Raw genomic sequence first — 13272 nt, forward strand, 5'->3', positions numbered from 1 at the left:
GTTTAATATTATGTTGTTAGTCGATTCGCATTGCCACCTAGATAGCCTTGATTATGGAACGTTGCACAGCAGCGTTGATGATGTATTAGCTAAAGCGAATGCACGAGACGTCGGTTTCGTCTTGGCGGTTGCCACGACGTTGCCGGGTTTTTCTGCCATGACAGCGCTCATTGGCGATCGCAAAGATGTGGCATTTTCATGTGGTGTTCATCCACTGAATCTCGACGGTGGTTATGATTTTCAGCAATTGAGAGCATTGGCTGCGGCCGATAATGTGGTGGCGATGGGGGAAACTGGGCTGGATTACTTTTATCAGCAAGACAATATCCCACTGCAACAAGCTTCTTTTCGCGAGCATATTCGCATCGGTCGTGAATTAAATAAGCCCGTTATCGTACATACCCGTGATGCGCGCGAAGATACCCTCGCTATTTTGCGTGAGGAGAACGCGCAAGAGTGCGGTGGTGTTTTACATTGCTTTACCGAAGATAAAGCAACCGCAGCCACCTTATTGGATTTAGGTTTTTACATCTCCTTCTCGGGGATCCTTACTTTCCGCAATGCAGAACAACTGCGTGATGTTGCCCGATATGTACCACTGGATAGGTTATTGGTTGAGACAGATTCACCTTATTTGGCACCCGTGCCTCATCGTGGCAAAGAGAATCAACCGGCCTATGTCCGTGATGTTGCAGAATATATGGCTGTATTGAAAGGCGTGAGTATTGAGTCATTGGCTCAGACCACGACAGATAACTTCTGTCGACTGTTTCATCTGGACTCGTCAAGTTTAGGCAGTGAAAAGCGCTAACTTCCTTAATAATACTTATTTTTAAGCTCGTAATTAATCCCCGAAACGAGTAATGTTCTCACCCGAATTATTGGGTGAGGGCAGATGCTATTGACGTTTTTTTACAAAAAATGCGTAGTTTGAAGCAAAACAAGCGCCTTCTTGAAAGAAACGTGACTGCCATCAAACATTAAGCAGGCTATTTATTTTACTCTTCGTAAAAATTAAAAGGGTGCTTTAGACACCCTTATTCGCAAAGGCTTACTCCCCCCTTTGTAACGCCAATAAACGCGAGAAAAAGCAGAAAAGCACTATTACTCAGGAGCTCACTCAACTATGTTTAAGAACGCATTTGCAAACCTGCAAAAGGTAGGTAAATCGCTAATGCTACCGGTATCCGTTTTACCCATTGCAGGTATCCTGCTGGGTGTCGGTTCCGCGAATTTTAGCTGGCTACCAACGGTAGTCTCTCACGTAATGGCAGAAGCGGGCGGTTCCGTTTTTGCTAACATGGCACTGATCTTTGCTATTGGCGTGGCACTTGGCTTTACCAATAACGACGGTGTATCCGCGTTGGCGGCAGTGGTTGCCTACGGCATCATGGTGAAAACCATGGCGGTGGTCGCGCCACTGGTTTTGCATCTGCCAGCAGAAGAAATTGCGGCTAAGCATTTAGCCGATACCGGGGTGTTGGGCGGGATCATTGCAGGTGCGATAGCCGCCTACATGTTCAACCGCTTCTACCGTATTCAGTTACCTGAATATCTGGGCTTCTTTGCGGGTAAACGTTTCGTTCCGATTATCTCCGGTTTCACCGCGATCTTCGTCGGCGTGATCTTGTCTTTCGTATGGCCACCAATTGGTACGGCTATCCAGACATTCTCCCAGTGGGCTGCCTATCAAAACTCCGTGGTTGCATTTGGTATCTACGGCGTGGTTGAACGTGCGTTAGTACCATTCGGTCTGCACCATATCTGGAACGTACCATTCCAAATGCAAATTGGTGAGTACACCAACGCAGCGGGTCAGGTATTCCACGGTGACATTCCACGCTATATGGCAGGTGACCCAACGGCAGGTAAACTGTCTGGTGGCTTCCTGTTCAAAATGTACGGTTTGCCGGCGGCAGCGATTGCGATTTGGCACTCAGCTAAACCTGAGAACCGGGCTAAAGTGGGCGGGATCATGATCTCCGCAGCACTGACCTCGTTCCTGACAGGTATCACCGAGCCAATCGAATTCTCCTTCATGTTCGTGGCGCCGATTCTGTATGTTATTCATGCCATTCTGGCGGGTCTGGCTTTCCCAATCTGTATCCTGCTTGGGATGCGTGATGGGACCAGCTTCTCCCACGGTTTGATTGACTTCGTGGTATTGAGTGGCAACAGCAGCCGTATCTGGTTGTTCCCTCTGGTCGGTATTTGCTACGGTCTGGTGTACTACACCATCTTCCGCGTGCTGATTGCCAAACTGGATCTGAAAACACCGGGTCGTGAAGACTCTTCTACTGAACAAACGGTACAGGGCGGCACAGAAATGTCAGCGGCACTGGTGACTGCGTTTGGTGGTAAAGAAAATATCACTAACTTGGACGCTTGTATTACCCGTCTGCGTGTCAGCGTGGCGGATATTTCCAAGGTTGACCAAGCAGGTCTGAAGAAACTGGGTGCTGCAGGCGTTGTCGTCGCCGGCTCAGGTGTTCAGGCTATCTTTGGGACCAAATCTGATAACCTGAAAACTGATATGGACGAATATATTCGTAACCATTAATTCGGGTTTGGGGAGTGCAAAGGGGAGGCGAAAGCCTCCCTTTTTTTATGGTTTTTACGTTCATTTTATTGAGTTATTTATTTTCACCGTCCACATCATGACCCCACTCAAAGATTGACCACCTTCAGATACAAAAAAGCCCGCACGCGGCAGTTATAGGAGACCGACCGACAACATGCGAGGGGAAATGCGAGATGGTTTAGCTTATAGAGCGCGCGAATAACACAGCCATGCGTTGATAGCGGCAGTTGTAACCATCAATATTGGCCTGAATCCATTCATCGGGATTTATGCCGGCAAAGGAGATTTTATAACCGCAGTTGATAACGATATGCTCGAAGAGTAGCCTTTGCGCTCGCCCATTACCTTCACGGAATGGGTGAATAACGTTGAGGTCAGAATAGTATTCCGCCAGTTTTACAATCAGTGAGTCATAGGGCAGGCCAACGAGATAATTATCCTGCGCAAGTTGGTTAAATAATCGATTAGCTTCAGGTTCAATACGATTGATATTGCAAAATCGGGTTGTTCCTTTGGTGATATCAATGGTGCGTAGTTCCCCAGCCCAGACATAAATATCACCAAAAAGGGTTTGGTGCAGTGTACACCAGTATCGTAAATCATAGGGTGGGGGGCTAAATTCTAGCTCCATAATAGCCAGTTCGGAAAAATCTTTTTCCATCTCAATAAACTGGTCATCATCAGTAATGCCGAATTTATTGATTAACACCTGACTTCTCGGATAGGTATAGGGATCTGGCCCATTACCGTATTTATCGCTGCTCAACGCGAACTCGGCTGGTTTTTGGCAGCGTATTTATTCACCAGGCTCTGTTTCAGTTTAGCCCTTTCATTTTTTGACATTGGCAGCGTTTGATTACTGCTGCTGAGTCCTTCCAAACGCATACTTTCGCGGTAGTTTTCTAACTTTACACGGTTAAAATACTGTTTCTTCTCAGCCAGACTCGTCATTACATCAGCCATTACGATCTCCGGTAGCGCGTATAGAAATTCAAGTAAAACAAATATACGCGATATTGTGGGGATTTTCACTCTAACTGCTCTTACTCCGGCTCTAACCACGTGGTTTGGAAATCGAACCAGCCGAGGTTATTCAGGTGGGCTCCTTGTGCGTGTTCAGGAGCTTTTAGCCGCATCCAGTGATGAAATAGAGGTTGTAACCAACCGCTGCTTGTTACCGTTCTAACCAATTGCTCGCTACTGAGCGTTCGGTTACGCCATTCATTTTGGTACGTCTTTATACATCCGTCATCACCACCGGTAATAGATTGGCGCAGCAGCGGGGTGCCCAATAACCATGCGCCGACACTCCACTCTTCCGGTATTGCAAAGTTAACTGTTCCAAGCCACAAATCTGCATCGGCTTCTCCTTTGGCCCAAGTGGCATAATCCAAGGCCAATAAGGACAAACGAATACCCTGTGTCGCCAACATTTTTGCCATTTCGGCCGTTAGCATTGAAAATTCTGGATGCTCAGTGTGGTAAGCCAATGTCAACACTGGCCCATCCTCAGACCCGACCCCCTCTAATACTAAGTTCGGATAAAAGGGCGAGTATGCGTCCCCTGTATCAATCCCATGGAACCATGTCGGTAACACGCTGCTGGCAGGGACCCAGAAAGGGCGAATCGGTGCGATTAGCCCTTGGATCAAATGATAAGGGTTGAGTATTTCTCGCAGCCAACGTCGTTGTTCAATACTGCGCCAATGTGGTGAGCGGCTATCACAGAGCAAAAAGTAACCACCACGTTCAAGGAACATCTCTTGAGTCGCATCCGAAGGGCTACCGGTTAGACTGGCAGCGAATCCCGAGACATAATCAATATCACTGATGCTGGAGCTTAGCCAAGTCGCGCTTTGTACATGGGCAATATTCAGTTGTTCGCAAGAGAGCGCCGATGTGTCAACTGGCGGGCGTTCTTGAGTCCGTGCCAAATCAGGGAAAATCAGCACCTCAACTTCATCCAACAGTCCGCGAAAACCAAAATAATGGTCAAAGGACTTCATTAGCAAATGCCAGTTATCATTTTCAGCAACCCGATAGGGGCCAGTGCCAATAGGATGAGAGGCAAAATTTGGCTGTGTAGCATGGTCTTGCGGCAAGATTAGTGCAGAGTGATGGGCTAATAACAAGGGAAGACGTGGGTCCGGTTGGTTCAACTCGATAACCACACTCAATGGTCCTTGCACACTAATTTGCTGAATATGTGAAAACAGCGGCAACTGAGCGCAGCGGGTTAACGAGCTAACCACATCATGGCTGGACAGTTCCCGGCCATCATGAAATTGCACGGCTGGGCGTAAATAGAAGCGCCAATGTAACGGATCAAGCATTCGCCATTGATGGGCTAAATCAGGTGCAACGTTACCGTTTTCCTCATTGACTCGTGTTAACCCATTAAATATTTGCCGCACCAAATGCAGTTCAGATCGGCGCAATGGCGTACCGGGGTATAAGTTAGGCATGGTGCGGTAATAAGGAATGCATAGCGCTTGATAATCATCGCGGATCCGATATCCCAGTTTGGTCCGTAATAAGGGGGTAATGAGTTGTTTATCGTCCCCCAACAAGGCAATGGCTTCATTGAAATCGCCTGAATCTAGCAGTTGTTCCGCTTTTTCAATTAATAACTGATGTGTGTTCCGCAATAGTTGTAAATATGAGCGTCGACCACGACCTGCCTCAGCCTGCCATATTAACCAGCCCGCTTGTTGCATCTGGACCAGTAATGTCCGCATGTGGCGCTTAGTACAACACAGTTTGTCTGCTAATTCTTGTAGCGTAATTGACACTGATTGTGCGCCGAGCAAATTCATTAATCGCAAATATTGTTGCTCAAGGCGTCGACTGGTCATAAAAGCGGAACCTTTTTGATGAAAATTGAGCTGTTTTTAATCTCATCTTTTTAGCCGATAATTTTTATCACAGCAAGACTTTGTTGCCCATCACGAGAGACATACAGGGCAAAACGAAGATGACGATAATATTTGAGGTGAAATGATGACGCGATACTTAAACAAAGACACCAAAGTCTGTATTTCTCTGGCCGCTAGACCCAGTAACTTTGGCACCCGTTTTCATAATTTTTTGTATGACGCGCTCGAACTCGATTATCTCTATAAAGCGTTTACGACGACCGATCTGGCGGCGGCTATTGGTGGGGTCAGAGCATTAGGGTTCCGTGGTTGCGCCATTTCAATGCCATTTAAAGAAGCCGTTATTCCTATGGTCGATGAGATGGACCCATCAGCCGCAGCAATTAACTCGGTCAATACCTTGGTGAACACAGATGGCTATCTGAAAGCCTATAACACTGACTATATTGCTATCGCGAAATTGCTACAAACCTATCAGGTGCCTAGCGACAAGGTTTTTGCGCTGCGTGGCAGCGGCGGAATGGCGAAGGCGGTGGCGTTTGCGCTTAAAAATGCGGGTTTCAAGCAGGGATTCATTATTGCCACCAATGAAAAAACGGGCAAACAATTAGCTGATCAATCAGGTTATCGCTATCAGTCTGATATGCAAGGAGTGCAGGCCGATATGCTGATTAATGCTACCCCAGTGGGGATGGCTGGCGGTAAAGAAGCGGACAGCATGGCTTTTACTGAGCATGAAGTGAATCACGCAGAGATAGTTTTTGATGTCGTGGCGCTACCGGCCGTCACGCCGCTGATCAGTTATGCTAAAACGCAAGGAAAAACCGTTATTACTGGGGCGGAAGTTTTTGCTATTCAAGCGGTTGAACAATTTGTGCTGTATACCGGTATTCGTCCTGATCAAGCTTTGTTTGAAAAAGCGGCGGCTTACGCCCGAGGTTGATGATTGAGGTTGAAATCAATAGAATTTGTCGCTCATACTACGCATTCCTCATTTTTATCATGATCAAGGAAATGCGTTATGGCCGAAGAAACGATTTTCAGCAAAATTATCCGCCGTGAAATCCCTGCCGACGTGGTCTACCAAGATGAACTGGTGACCGCGTTTCGCGATATCGCCCCACAGGCACCAACCCATATCTTAATCATTCCCAACATTCTTATTCCGACTGTGAATGATGTCACCGCTGAGCATGAAGCAACATTGGGCCGCATGATCACTGTAGCTGCTAAACTTGCAGAGCAGGAAGGCATTGCTGAAGATGGCTATCGCCTGATTATCAATTGCAACCGCCATGCGGGGCAGGTGGTCTACCATATCCACATGCATCTGGTGGGTGGCCGTGATTTGGGTTCCTTGTTGTCACATAAATAAAGCTGTCACGCCTGTAAAGCTGTTGCATAAGTCAATTGCCAGATAAATCAGTCGCCACATAAATAGCGATAATCATGTTGAGACTAACAGAGGTAAGCCTATGCGCCGTGTGAAGGCGTTTTTGTTACCAGCAATAGTATTCGCGAGTGTAGCGGTATTGCTGGGGTGCAGCAGTCCAAAAGGGATTGCAGTCAATAAACAGCAAACCGTGGTTATGGATTCGTCAGTACTGACGGCGGGTATTTTGGCTTCTCAACCCTCAATCTCAACCTCTTCGGGCAACAATGTTGCGCGTTCAGTCATCAGCAATAGCCAGAATAAGTCAGTCAAAATCAACTATCGTTTTTATTGGTATGATGAGCAGGGCTTAGAAGTTGCACCGGTTGAAGTGCCGCGCACGATTCTGATTGCTCCGGACGATGATGTAGACGTTCAATCCATCAATAATAATTTTAATGCGCGCAGTGCGCGACTTTATGTTTTTTTATAACTGACTGATTTTAAAAAAATTCAGTCACTATTGGAGTGGGACAATGAAAAGGTATTTATCTGTAGCACTCGCAGCGCTGGTGTTGACGGGGTGTATAAATCCGCAACCGGTAGAGCAAACGCCTACACCGCCAGTCACTATAGAGCCGGTCACTCCACCAGTCATCGAAACACCCCCACCGGTAGATACCGTACCGCAACCACCGAAAGTGCAGCAGTCGATTGATTGGGCACCCAGCGTAGAGCCGTTAGTGGCGCAAATGGTGAACAGTAACGAGGTGGCTAATGGCAGTATCTTGCTAGTCGATAGCGTAAAAAATAATACTAATGGCACATTACAGATGGCAAAAGCCACTGCTGCATTGCATCAGGTACTGACATCAAATAAGAAATTTGTACTGATCTCGCCGCAACAATTAGCTGTTGCGAAACAGACGTTGGGATTATCGGAAGAGGATAGTTTAGGCTCACGAAGCAAAGCGATTGGTCTGGCCCGTTATGTCGGTGCGCAATATGTGTTGTACAGCGATGTTAGCGGTGATGTGAAAACGCCGACTATTGAAATGCAACTGATGCAAGCTCAAACGGGCGAAATTATCTGGTCAGGTAATGGCCCAATCCAACGCTGATTCTACCCTGCTAGCGCTAATTAAAAGCATCAATCCGGCGATGAAAGTCGCCGATTATCAGATTAGCGCTGTTTCTGGCCTGACCGGTGAAAGCTGGCGAATCACAGCCCCCAATATCGATTGGCTAGCGCGGGAACAGTCGGCGCATAGAACGCAACTGGGCGTTGAGCGTCGGCGAGAACGAAAACTGTTGCGACATGTCGCTGGCAGTGAAATATCACCGTCTATTATTGGCGCGGATCAGCACTGGTTACTCGTCAAATGGCTTGATGGTGACGTTGTCACAAGTAAGCAATTCATTGAATTTGCAGATAATGGTGAGCTGGCGAAAATATTAACGCGTCTACATGGGTTAACACCCAGTGGTTATCGTCTTGATTTGCGTGCTCAGTTAATCCGCTACGGTCATTTGTGTGATCCCAAGCGTTGCTCGCCCGGTTGGTTAAGGCATCATCATGATTTTCTGCGCAGGCCACAGCCGCAGCCAATAAAATTAGCCCCTTTGCATATGGATATTCATCCCGGCAATCTTTTGAGTACTTCGACTGGGTTGAAGCTAATTGATTGGGAATATGCCGCTGATGGTGATATTGCACTGGATATTGCAGCATTGTTTCGTGGCAACCCGTGGTCGGCGGAACAGCAAACAACTTTCTTACAGCACTATTGCCGTGGCGAGCAGGGCTATCATGATATTGCGCGCCTTTCTTGCCAGATACAGCAATGGCTGCCGTGGGTTGATTACTTGATGCTAATGTGGTTTGAAGTGCGTTGGCAGCAGACACGGGATGCGGTATTTCTACAATGGGCTGCGCCATTGCGTCAGCGTTTTAATCTGCCTTTTTAAGGCTTAATCTAAATTTACGAGGTTGTTGTGGGTCCAGTGATGTTAGACGTTGCCAGCTATGAGCTGGACGCAGAAGAACGTGAGATTTTAAAACACCCGCTGGTGGGCGGGCTGATTTTGTTCAGCCGCAATTACCATGATGCCGAACAGTTGCGTGAGCTAATTCGCCAAATTCGGGCGGCATCCCATGATCGGTTGGTGGTGGCAGTTGATCAGGAAGGTGGTCGGGTGCAGCGTTTTCGTGACGGTTTTACTCGCTTACCTGCGGCCCAGTCTTTTGCGGCCATCAACGATGTGGCAACCGCCGCTCAACTTGCACAAGAAGCGGGTTGGCTGATGGCAGCAGAAATGATCTCAATGGATATCGATATCAGCTTCGCGCCAGTACTGGATATTGGGCATGTCAGTGCCGCGATTGGTGAACGCTCGTTCCACAGTGACCCGCAACAGGCATTGAAGATGGCCGAGTGCTTTATTCGCGGGATGCATAGCGCAGGGATGAAAACGACGGGCAAGCATTTCCCCGGTCATGGCGCGGTCACAGCAGACTCCCACAAAGAAACCCCCCGTGATAATCGAACACTGGCAGAAATCCGCACTCATGATATGGTTATATTTCGTGAACTGATTGCGCGTGGATTATTGGACGCCATTATGCCTGCCCACGTCATTTATACTGAAGCAGATGCGCGTCCGGCAAGCGGTTCCGCTTATTGGCTTCAACAGATATTGCGGCAAGAGTTAGGCTTCGATGGCATCATCTTTTCCGATGATTTATCGATGGAAGGTGCTGCGATTATGGGCAGTTACGCTGAGCGCGGCCAAGCATCGTTGGATGCGGGTTGCGACATGATTTTGGTGTGCAATAACCGTCAGGGGGCTGTCAGTGTGCTCGATAACCTGTCCCCGGTCAAAGCAGACCAACTGACGCGCTTGTATCATTCTGGGCAGTTCAGTCGTCAAGCGTTGATGGCATCATCGCGCTGGCAGCAGGCAAATAAGGCATTAACTGAGCTCAGCGAACGTTGGGATGCACATAAGAATTCATTGGGATAGGTTTTAAGTCGCGAGGATAAATATGATCGTCTACTTACATGGTTTTGATTCCAACAGCCCCGGCAATCATGAAAAAGTTCTGCAGTTGCAGTTCATCGATCCGGATGTGCGTTTTATCAGCTATAGCACCTTGCATCCTCGCCATGATATGCAGCATTTATTGAAAGAAGTGGATAAAGCCATTCAGCAAGGTGGCGATACTCGATCATTGATTTGTGGTGTCGGGTTGGGCGGATTTTGGGCTGAGCGTATTGGTTTCCTGTGTGGGATCCGTCAAGTCGCTTTCAACCCCAATCTCTACCCGCAGGATAATATGGGCGGAAAAATAGACCGTCCTGAAGAGTATGTGGATATCGCCAGCAAATGTATCAATAACTTCCGCGAGAAGAACCGTGATCGTTGCCTCGTCGTGCTGTCTCGCCATGATGAAATGCTTGATAGCCAGCGAACAGCGGGTGATTTGCATCCTTTCTATGAAATTGTTTGGGATGAGAAACAAAGCCACAAATTTAAAGATCTTTCGCCTCATCTACAGCGTATTAAGGCATTTAAGACGCTAGGCTAAACCAGTTTATGTTAATGATGGGTTAATAGTACTGCCCATCACACATAGTCACCTGGTTTGAAAAGGGTTCGTCGAGCCCTTTTTTTAGGCCATTTCCATCGCTGAAAATGTCAAAACCCTTTCCTTTTGCACAACACATAGAAAATTTTCAAAACGTGACATACGCCTAACTATTTGAATCCTATTCGAGAAAAATCTCTTTGTTGCCACTTTAATCAAAAAAACTTGATATATATCAATTTTGGTATGACCAAATGACCCTGCATGATATTCTGACTACAGATTATCGACTTAGTATCAGCGAACCCTATGTTATCTAAGGATATTATTTGTTTACCCTTAGCTAACAATTGGTTCACATTTAGGGGGTCATTTTGACAACGCCGAAGAAAAAAATCGTTATTATTGGTGGTGGAGCTGGCGGTCTTGAGCTGGCAACAAGTTTGGGCCATAAGCTGGGCCGCAGCAAAAAAGCTGAGATAGTTCTGGTCGATCGCAATCACAGCCATTTGTGGAAACCATTGTTGCATGAAGTAGCAACGGGTTCCTTGGATGATGGTGTCGATGCACTGAGCTATCTGGCCCATGCCCGTAACCACTTTTTTAATTTCCAGTTGGGTTCTTTAACGAACATCAACCGTGAGACGAAAACGTTGAGCTTGGCTGAGATTTGCGATGAACACGGTGATATTTTGGTCACCGAGCGTGAATTAAGCTACGACATCTTAGTGATGGCGCTGGGTAGTACCTCGAATGATTTCGGTACGCCGGGCGTTAAAGAGAACTGCATCTTCTTGGACAATCCGCATCAAGCACATCGTTTCCATAACGAAATGCTTAACCTGTTCCTAAAATACTCAGCGCAACCGGGTGAGAAGGGCAAAGTTAACATTGCTATCGTTGGCGGTGGCGCGACAGGTGTAGAACTCTCTGCGGAGTTACATAATGCGGTAAAACAGCTACACAGTTACGGTTTTGAAGGTTTGGATAACCAAGCACTGAATGTGACTCTAGTCGAAGCGGGTGAGCGTATTCTGCCGGCACTTCCGCCGCGTATTTCAACGGCTGCGCATCAGGAACTGACTAAGTTGGGTGTCCGCGTATTAACCAAAACGATGGTTACTAGCGCTGACGAGAACGGTCTGAATACCAAAGACGGTGAGTTTATTAATGCGGACCTCATGGTTTGGGCTGCGGGGATCAAAGCGCCGGATTTTATGAAAGATATCGCTGGGCTGGAAACCAACCGCATTAACCAGTTGGTCGTCGAGCCGACTCTGCAAACCACCCGTGATCCAAATATTTTTGCTATCGGTGACTGTGCCTCTTGCCCTCAACCGAGTGGCGGTTTTGTGCCACCACGTGCACAGTCAGCGCATCAGATGGCCAGCCGTTGCTACAGCAACATTTTGGCACTGCTCAACGACCAACCGCTAAAGCCATACATTTACAAAGACCACGGTTCACTGGTATCTCTGTCTAAATTCAGCACCGTAGGTAGCCTGATGGGCAACCTTATGCGTGGCTCCATGATGGTCGAAGGGCGGGTAGCACGCGTCGTCTATATCTCGCTGTATCGTATGCATCAAGTGGCATTGCATGGTTATACCAAGACTGGCTTGATGATGCTGGTGGGTGGGATTAATCGGGTTATTCGGCCACGTCTTAAGCTTCACTAATTTCCCCTTCGTCCTGAACGCCGCAGCGTTGTTAGCGGCGTTCGCTTACCCGAATCACTGACTGATGTCAGCTCATCGGGATGCGCTCCTTGCTGCCTAGCTGCAACGTCCATGACTTTGGGGAACCGGTTTGCTCCTGAACGCCGCAGCGTTGTTAGCGGCGTTCATTCCCCTCAATGCAACGCACAGATCGCTAAAAGATTCCGCACATAAAGTTAAACTATCAGCATTTAATTCCGCACGAACGATCATCGCCAGTCGGAATCCTCCTAAACACATTCATTCACACCTATTATCTGGACGTTTAGTCCATTTGTCTTATTGCTAGGCCAAAGCACATTGTGCAGACTCCACCTGTCTACTGAGTCAAGACGGCGAGTCACGCACGCCGTACTCCAGTAATAAGAGGGGCAATCCTCAGTACTGGACGCTGCCAGATTTCCATTTCTCACATTGGAATCCTGGGGCAGAAGATGCGTGATAACACTTTAGGAGGTTTTCCTGTGAACAAATCAATGTTAGCAGGTGTAGGTATCGGTATTGCAGCCGCTCTGGGAATTGCCGCTGTCGCCAGTATGAATGTTTTTTCTGGCGCACCACAATATGCGCAAGTTCTGACCGCGACACCGATTAAAGAGACGATTAAAACGCCTCGTCAAGAATGTCGTAATGTCACGGTCACTCACCGTAAACCAGTACAAGACGAGAACCAAATCGCTGGTTCAGTGCTTGGGGCTGTCGCGGGTGGGGTACTTGGTCATCAGGTCGGTGGTGGGCGAGGTAAAGACATTGCAACAGTCGCAGGTGCGTTGGCTGGAGGCTATGCCGGTAACCGTGTACAAAGTAATATGCAGGAAAATGATACCTATACGACCACCCAACAACGTTGCCAAACTGTTTACGATAAGTCACAGAAAATGTTGGGATATGACGTAACCTACAAAATTGGCGATCAGCAGGGAAAAATTCGTATGGATCGTGATCCAGGTACGCAGATCCCAATCGATAAAAATGGTCAACTGATGCTGAACAACCAAGCATAATACAAAATCCGTTGTCCAAGACCTTGTTCCAAGAACCCGCGATTTAGTGTTAATTCTGATCGCTTAACATCATGTTTACTCAACATAATGAGTATAACGGTTAAGCGAGTGGCACTAACATTAACGCGGGTT

General features: G+C 47.5%; 14 protein-coding genes. 11 read left to right on the top strand and 3 right to left on the bottom strand.

Going from position 1 to position 13272, the window contains the following annotated elements; all coding sequences use genetic code 11:
• The first annotated feature begins 10 nt into the window (after window positions 1-10).
• The gene (locus BN68_RS02745) at window positions 11-811 is read left to right on the top strand and encodes a metal-dependent hydrolase (protein WP_019209614.1); all 801 of its coding nucleotides are present in this window, start codon (window positions 11-13) and stop codon (window positions 809-811) included.
• A 315-nt stretch (window positions 812-1126) separates the two neighbouring features.
• A complete protein-coding gene (gene ptsG, locus BN68_RS02750) occupies window positions 1127-2560 on the top strand; it encodes a PTS glucose transporter subunit IIBC (protein ID WP_019209615.1) in 1434 nt (477 codons plus the stop codon).
• A 199-nt stretch (window positions 2561-2759) separates the two neighbouring features.
• On the opposite strand, the gene BN68_RS02755 is transcribed toward ptsG, so the two are convergent.
• From BN68_RS02755 to BN68_RS02765, 3 genes are all read right to left on the bottom strand, one after another.
• A complete protein-coding gene (locus BN68_RS02755) occupies window positions 2760-3347 on the bottom strand; it encodes a putative adenosine monophosphate-protein transferase Fic (RefSeq protein WP_019209616.1) in 588 nt (195 codons plus the stop codon).
• A complete protein-coding gene (locus BN68_RS02760) occupies window positions 3344-3544 on the bottom strand; it encodes a YhfG family protein (RefSeq protein ID WP_019209617.1) in 201 nt (66 codons plus the stop codon). Before BN68_RS02760 ends, BN68_RS02755 begins: the two co-directional genes overlap by 4 nt.
• 80 nt (window positions 3545-3624) lie before the next feature.
• On the bottom strand, window positions 3625-5436 hold the full coding sequence (locus BN68_RS02765; RefSeq protein ID WP_019209618.1) for an SgrR family transcriptional regulator: 1812 nt from the start codon (window positions 5434-5436) through the stop codon (window positions 3625-3627).
• A 145-nt stretch (window positions 5437-5581) separates the two neighbouring features.
• Here BN68_RS02765 and BN68_RS02770 point away from each other — a divergent pair, with 145 nt between their 5' ends.
• The 9 genes from BN68_RS02770 to BN68_RS02810 all read left to right on the top strand — a co-directional run bounded on the left by BN68_RS02770 (window position 5582) and on the right by BN68_RS02810 (window position 13140).
• The gene (locus BN68_RS02770; RefSeq protein WP_019209619.1) at window positions 5582-6400 is read left to right on the top strand and encodes a shikimate 5-dehydrogenase; all 819 of its coding nucleotides are present in this window, start codon (window positions 5582-5584) and stop codon (window positions 6398-6400) included.
• A 78-nt stretch (window positions 6401-6478) separates the two neighbouring features.
• Window positions 6479-6832 (top strand): purine nucleoside phosphoramidase, encoded by a 354-nt coding sequence (gene hinT / locus BN68_RS02775; RefSeq protein WP_005273079.1) that lies wholly within the window; start codon window positions 6479-6481, stop codon window positions 6830-6832.
• A 100-nt stretch (window positions 6833-6932) separates the two neighbouring features.
• Entirely contained in the window at window positions 6933-7322 is a 390-nt protein-coding gene (locus BN68_RS02780; protein ID WP_019209620.1) for a YcfL family protein, read from the top strand.
• Between the two features lie 43 nt (window positions 7323-7365).
• A complete protein-coding gene (lpoB, locus tag BN68_RS02785) occupies window positions 7366-7950 on the top strand; it encodes a penicillin-binding protein activator LpoB (protein WP_019209621.1) in 585 nt (194 codons plus the stop codon).
• Between the two features lie 40 nt (window positions 7951-7990).
• Window positions 7991-8797 (top strand): thiamine kinase, encoded by an 807-nt coding sequence (gene thiK, locus BN68_RS02790; protein ID WP_042806493.1) that lies wholly within the window; start codon window positions 7991-7993, stop codon window positions 8795-8797.
• A 27-nt stretch (window positions 8798-8824) separates the two neighbouring features.
• Window positions 8825-9853, top strand: coding sequence for a beta-N-acetylhexosaminidase (gene nagZ / locus BN68_RS02795; RefSeq protein WP_019209623.1), 1029 nt, complete (start codon window positions 8825-8827; stop codon window positions 9851-9853).
• Between the two features lie 22 nt (window positions 9854-9875).
• The gene (ycfP, locus tag BN68_RS02800) at window positions 9876-10418 is read left to right on the top strand and encodes an alpha/beta hydrolase YcfP (RefSeq protein ID WP_019209624.1); all 543 of its coding nucleotides are present in this window, start codon (window positions 9876-9878) and stop codon (window positions 10416-10418) included.
• Between the two features lie 374 nt (window positions 10419-10792).
• Window positions 10793-12097 (top strand): NAD(P)/FAD-dependent oxidoreductase, encoded by a 1305-nt coding sequence (locus BN68_RS02805; protein WP_019209625.1) that lies wholly within the window; start codon window positions 10793-10795, stop codon window positions 12095-12097.
• Between the two features lie 503 nt (window positions 12098-12600).
• A complete protein-coding gene (locus tag BN68_RS02810) occupies window positions 12601-13140 on the top strand; it encodes a glycine zipper 2TM domain-containing protein (protein ID WP_042806494.1) in 540 nt (179 codons plus the stop codon).
• Window positions 13141-13272: the final 132 nt, after the last annotated feature.

The sequence above is a fragment of the Yersinia massiliensis CCUG 53443 genome (assembly GCF_000312485.1).
GTDB classification, from domain to species: Bacteria; Pseudomonadota; Gammaproteobacteria; order Enterobacterales; family Enterobacteriaceae; genus Yersinia; species Yersinia massiliensis.

What these genes read in the sequence shown, in the direction of transcription:
- BN68_RS02745 (WP_019209614.1), top strand. Translation starts at nt 11, where the DNA reads ATGTTGTTAGTCGATTCGCATTGCCACCTAGATAGCCTTGATTATGGA.
- ptsG (WP_019209615.1), top strand. Translation starts at nt 1,127, where the DNA reads ATGTTTAAGAACGCATTTGCAAACCTGCAAAAGGTAGGTAAATCGCTA.
- BN68_RS02760 (WP_019209617.1), bottom strand. Translation starts at nt 3,544, where the DNA reads ATGGCTGATGTAATGACGAGTCTGGCTGAGAAGAAACAGTATTTTAAC.
- BN68_RS02765 (WP_019209618.1), bottom strand. Translation starts at nt 5,436, where the DNA reads ATGACCAGTCGACGCCTTGAGCAACAATATTTGCGATTAATGAATTTG.
- BN68_RS02770 (WP_019209619.1), top strand. Translation starts at nt 5,582, where the DNA reads ATGACGCGATACTTAAACAAAGACACCAAAGTCTGTATTTCTCTGGCC.
- hinT (WP_005273079.1), top strand. Translation starts at nt 6,479, where the DNA reads ATGGCCGAAGAAACGATTTTCAGCAAAATTATCCGCCGTGAAATCCCT.
- BN68_RS02780 (WP_019209620.1), top strand. Translation starts at nt 6,933, where the DNA reads ATGCGCCGTGTGAAGGCGTTTTTGTTACCAGCAATAGTATTCGCGAGT.
- lpoB (WP_019209621.1), top strand. Translation starts at nt 7,366, where the DNA reads ATGAAAAGGTATTTATCTGTAGCACTCGCAGCGCTGGTGTTGACGGGG.
- thiK (WP_042806493.1), top strand. Translation starts at nt 7,991, where the DNA reads ATGAAAGTCGCCGATTATCAGATTAGCGCTGTTTCTGGCCTGACCGGT.
- ycfP (WP_019209624.1), top strand. Translation starts at nt 9,876, where the DNA reads ATGATCGTCTACTTACATGGTTTTGATTCCAACAGCCCCGGCAATCAT.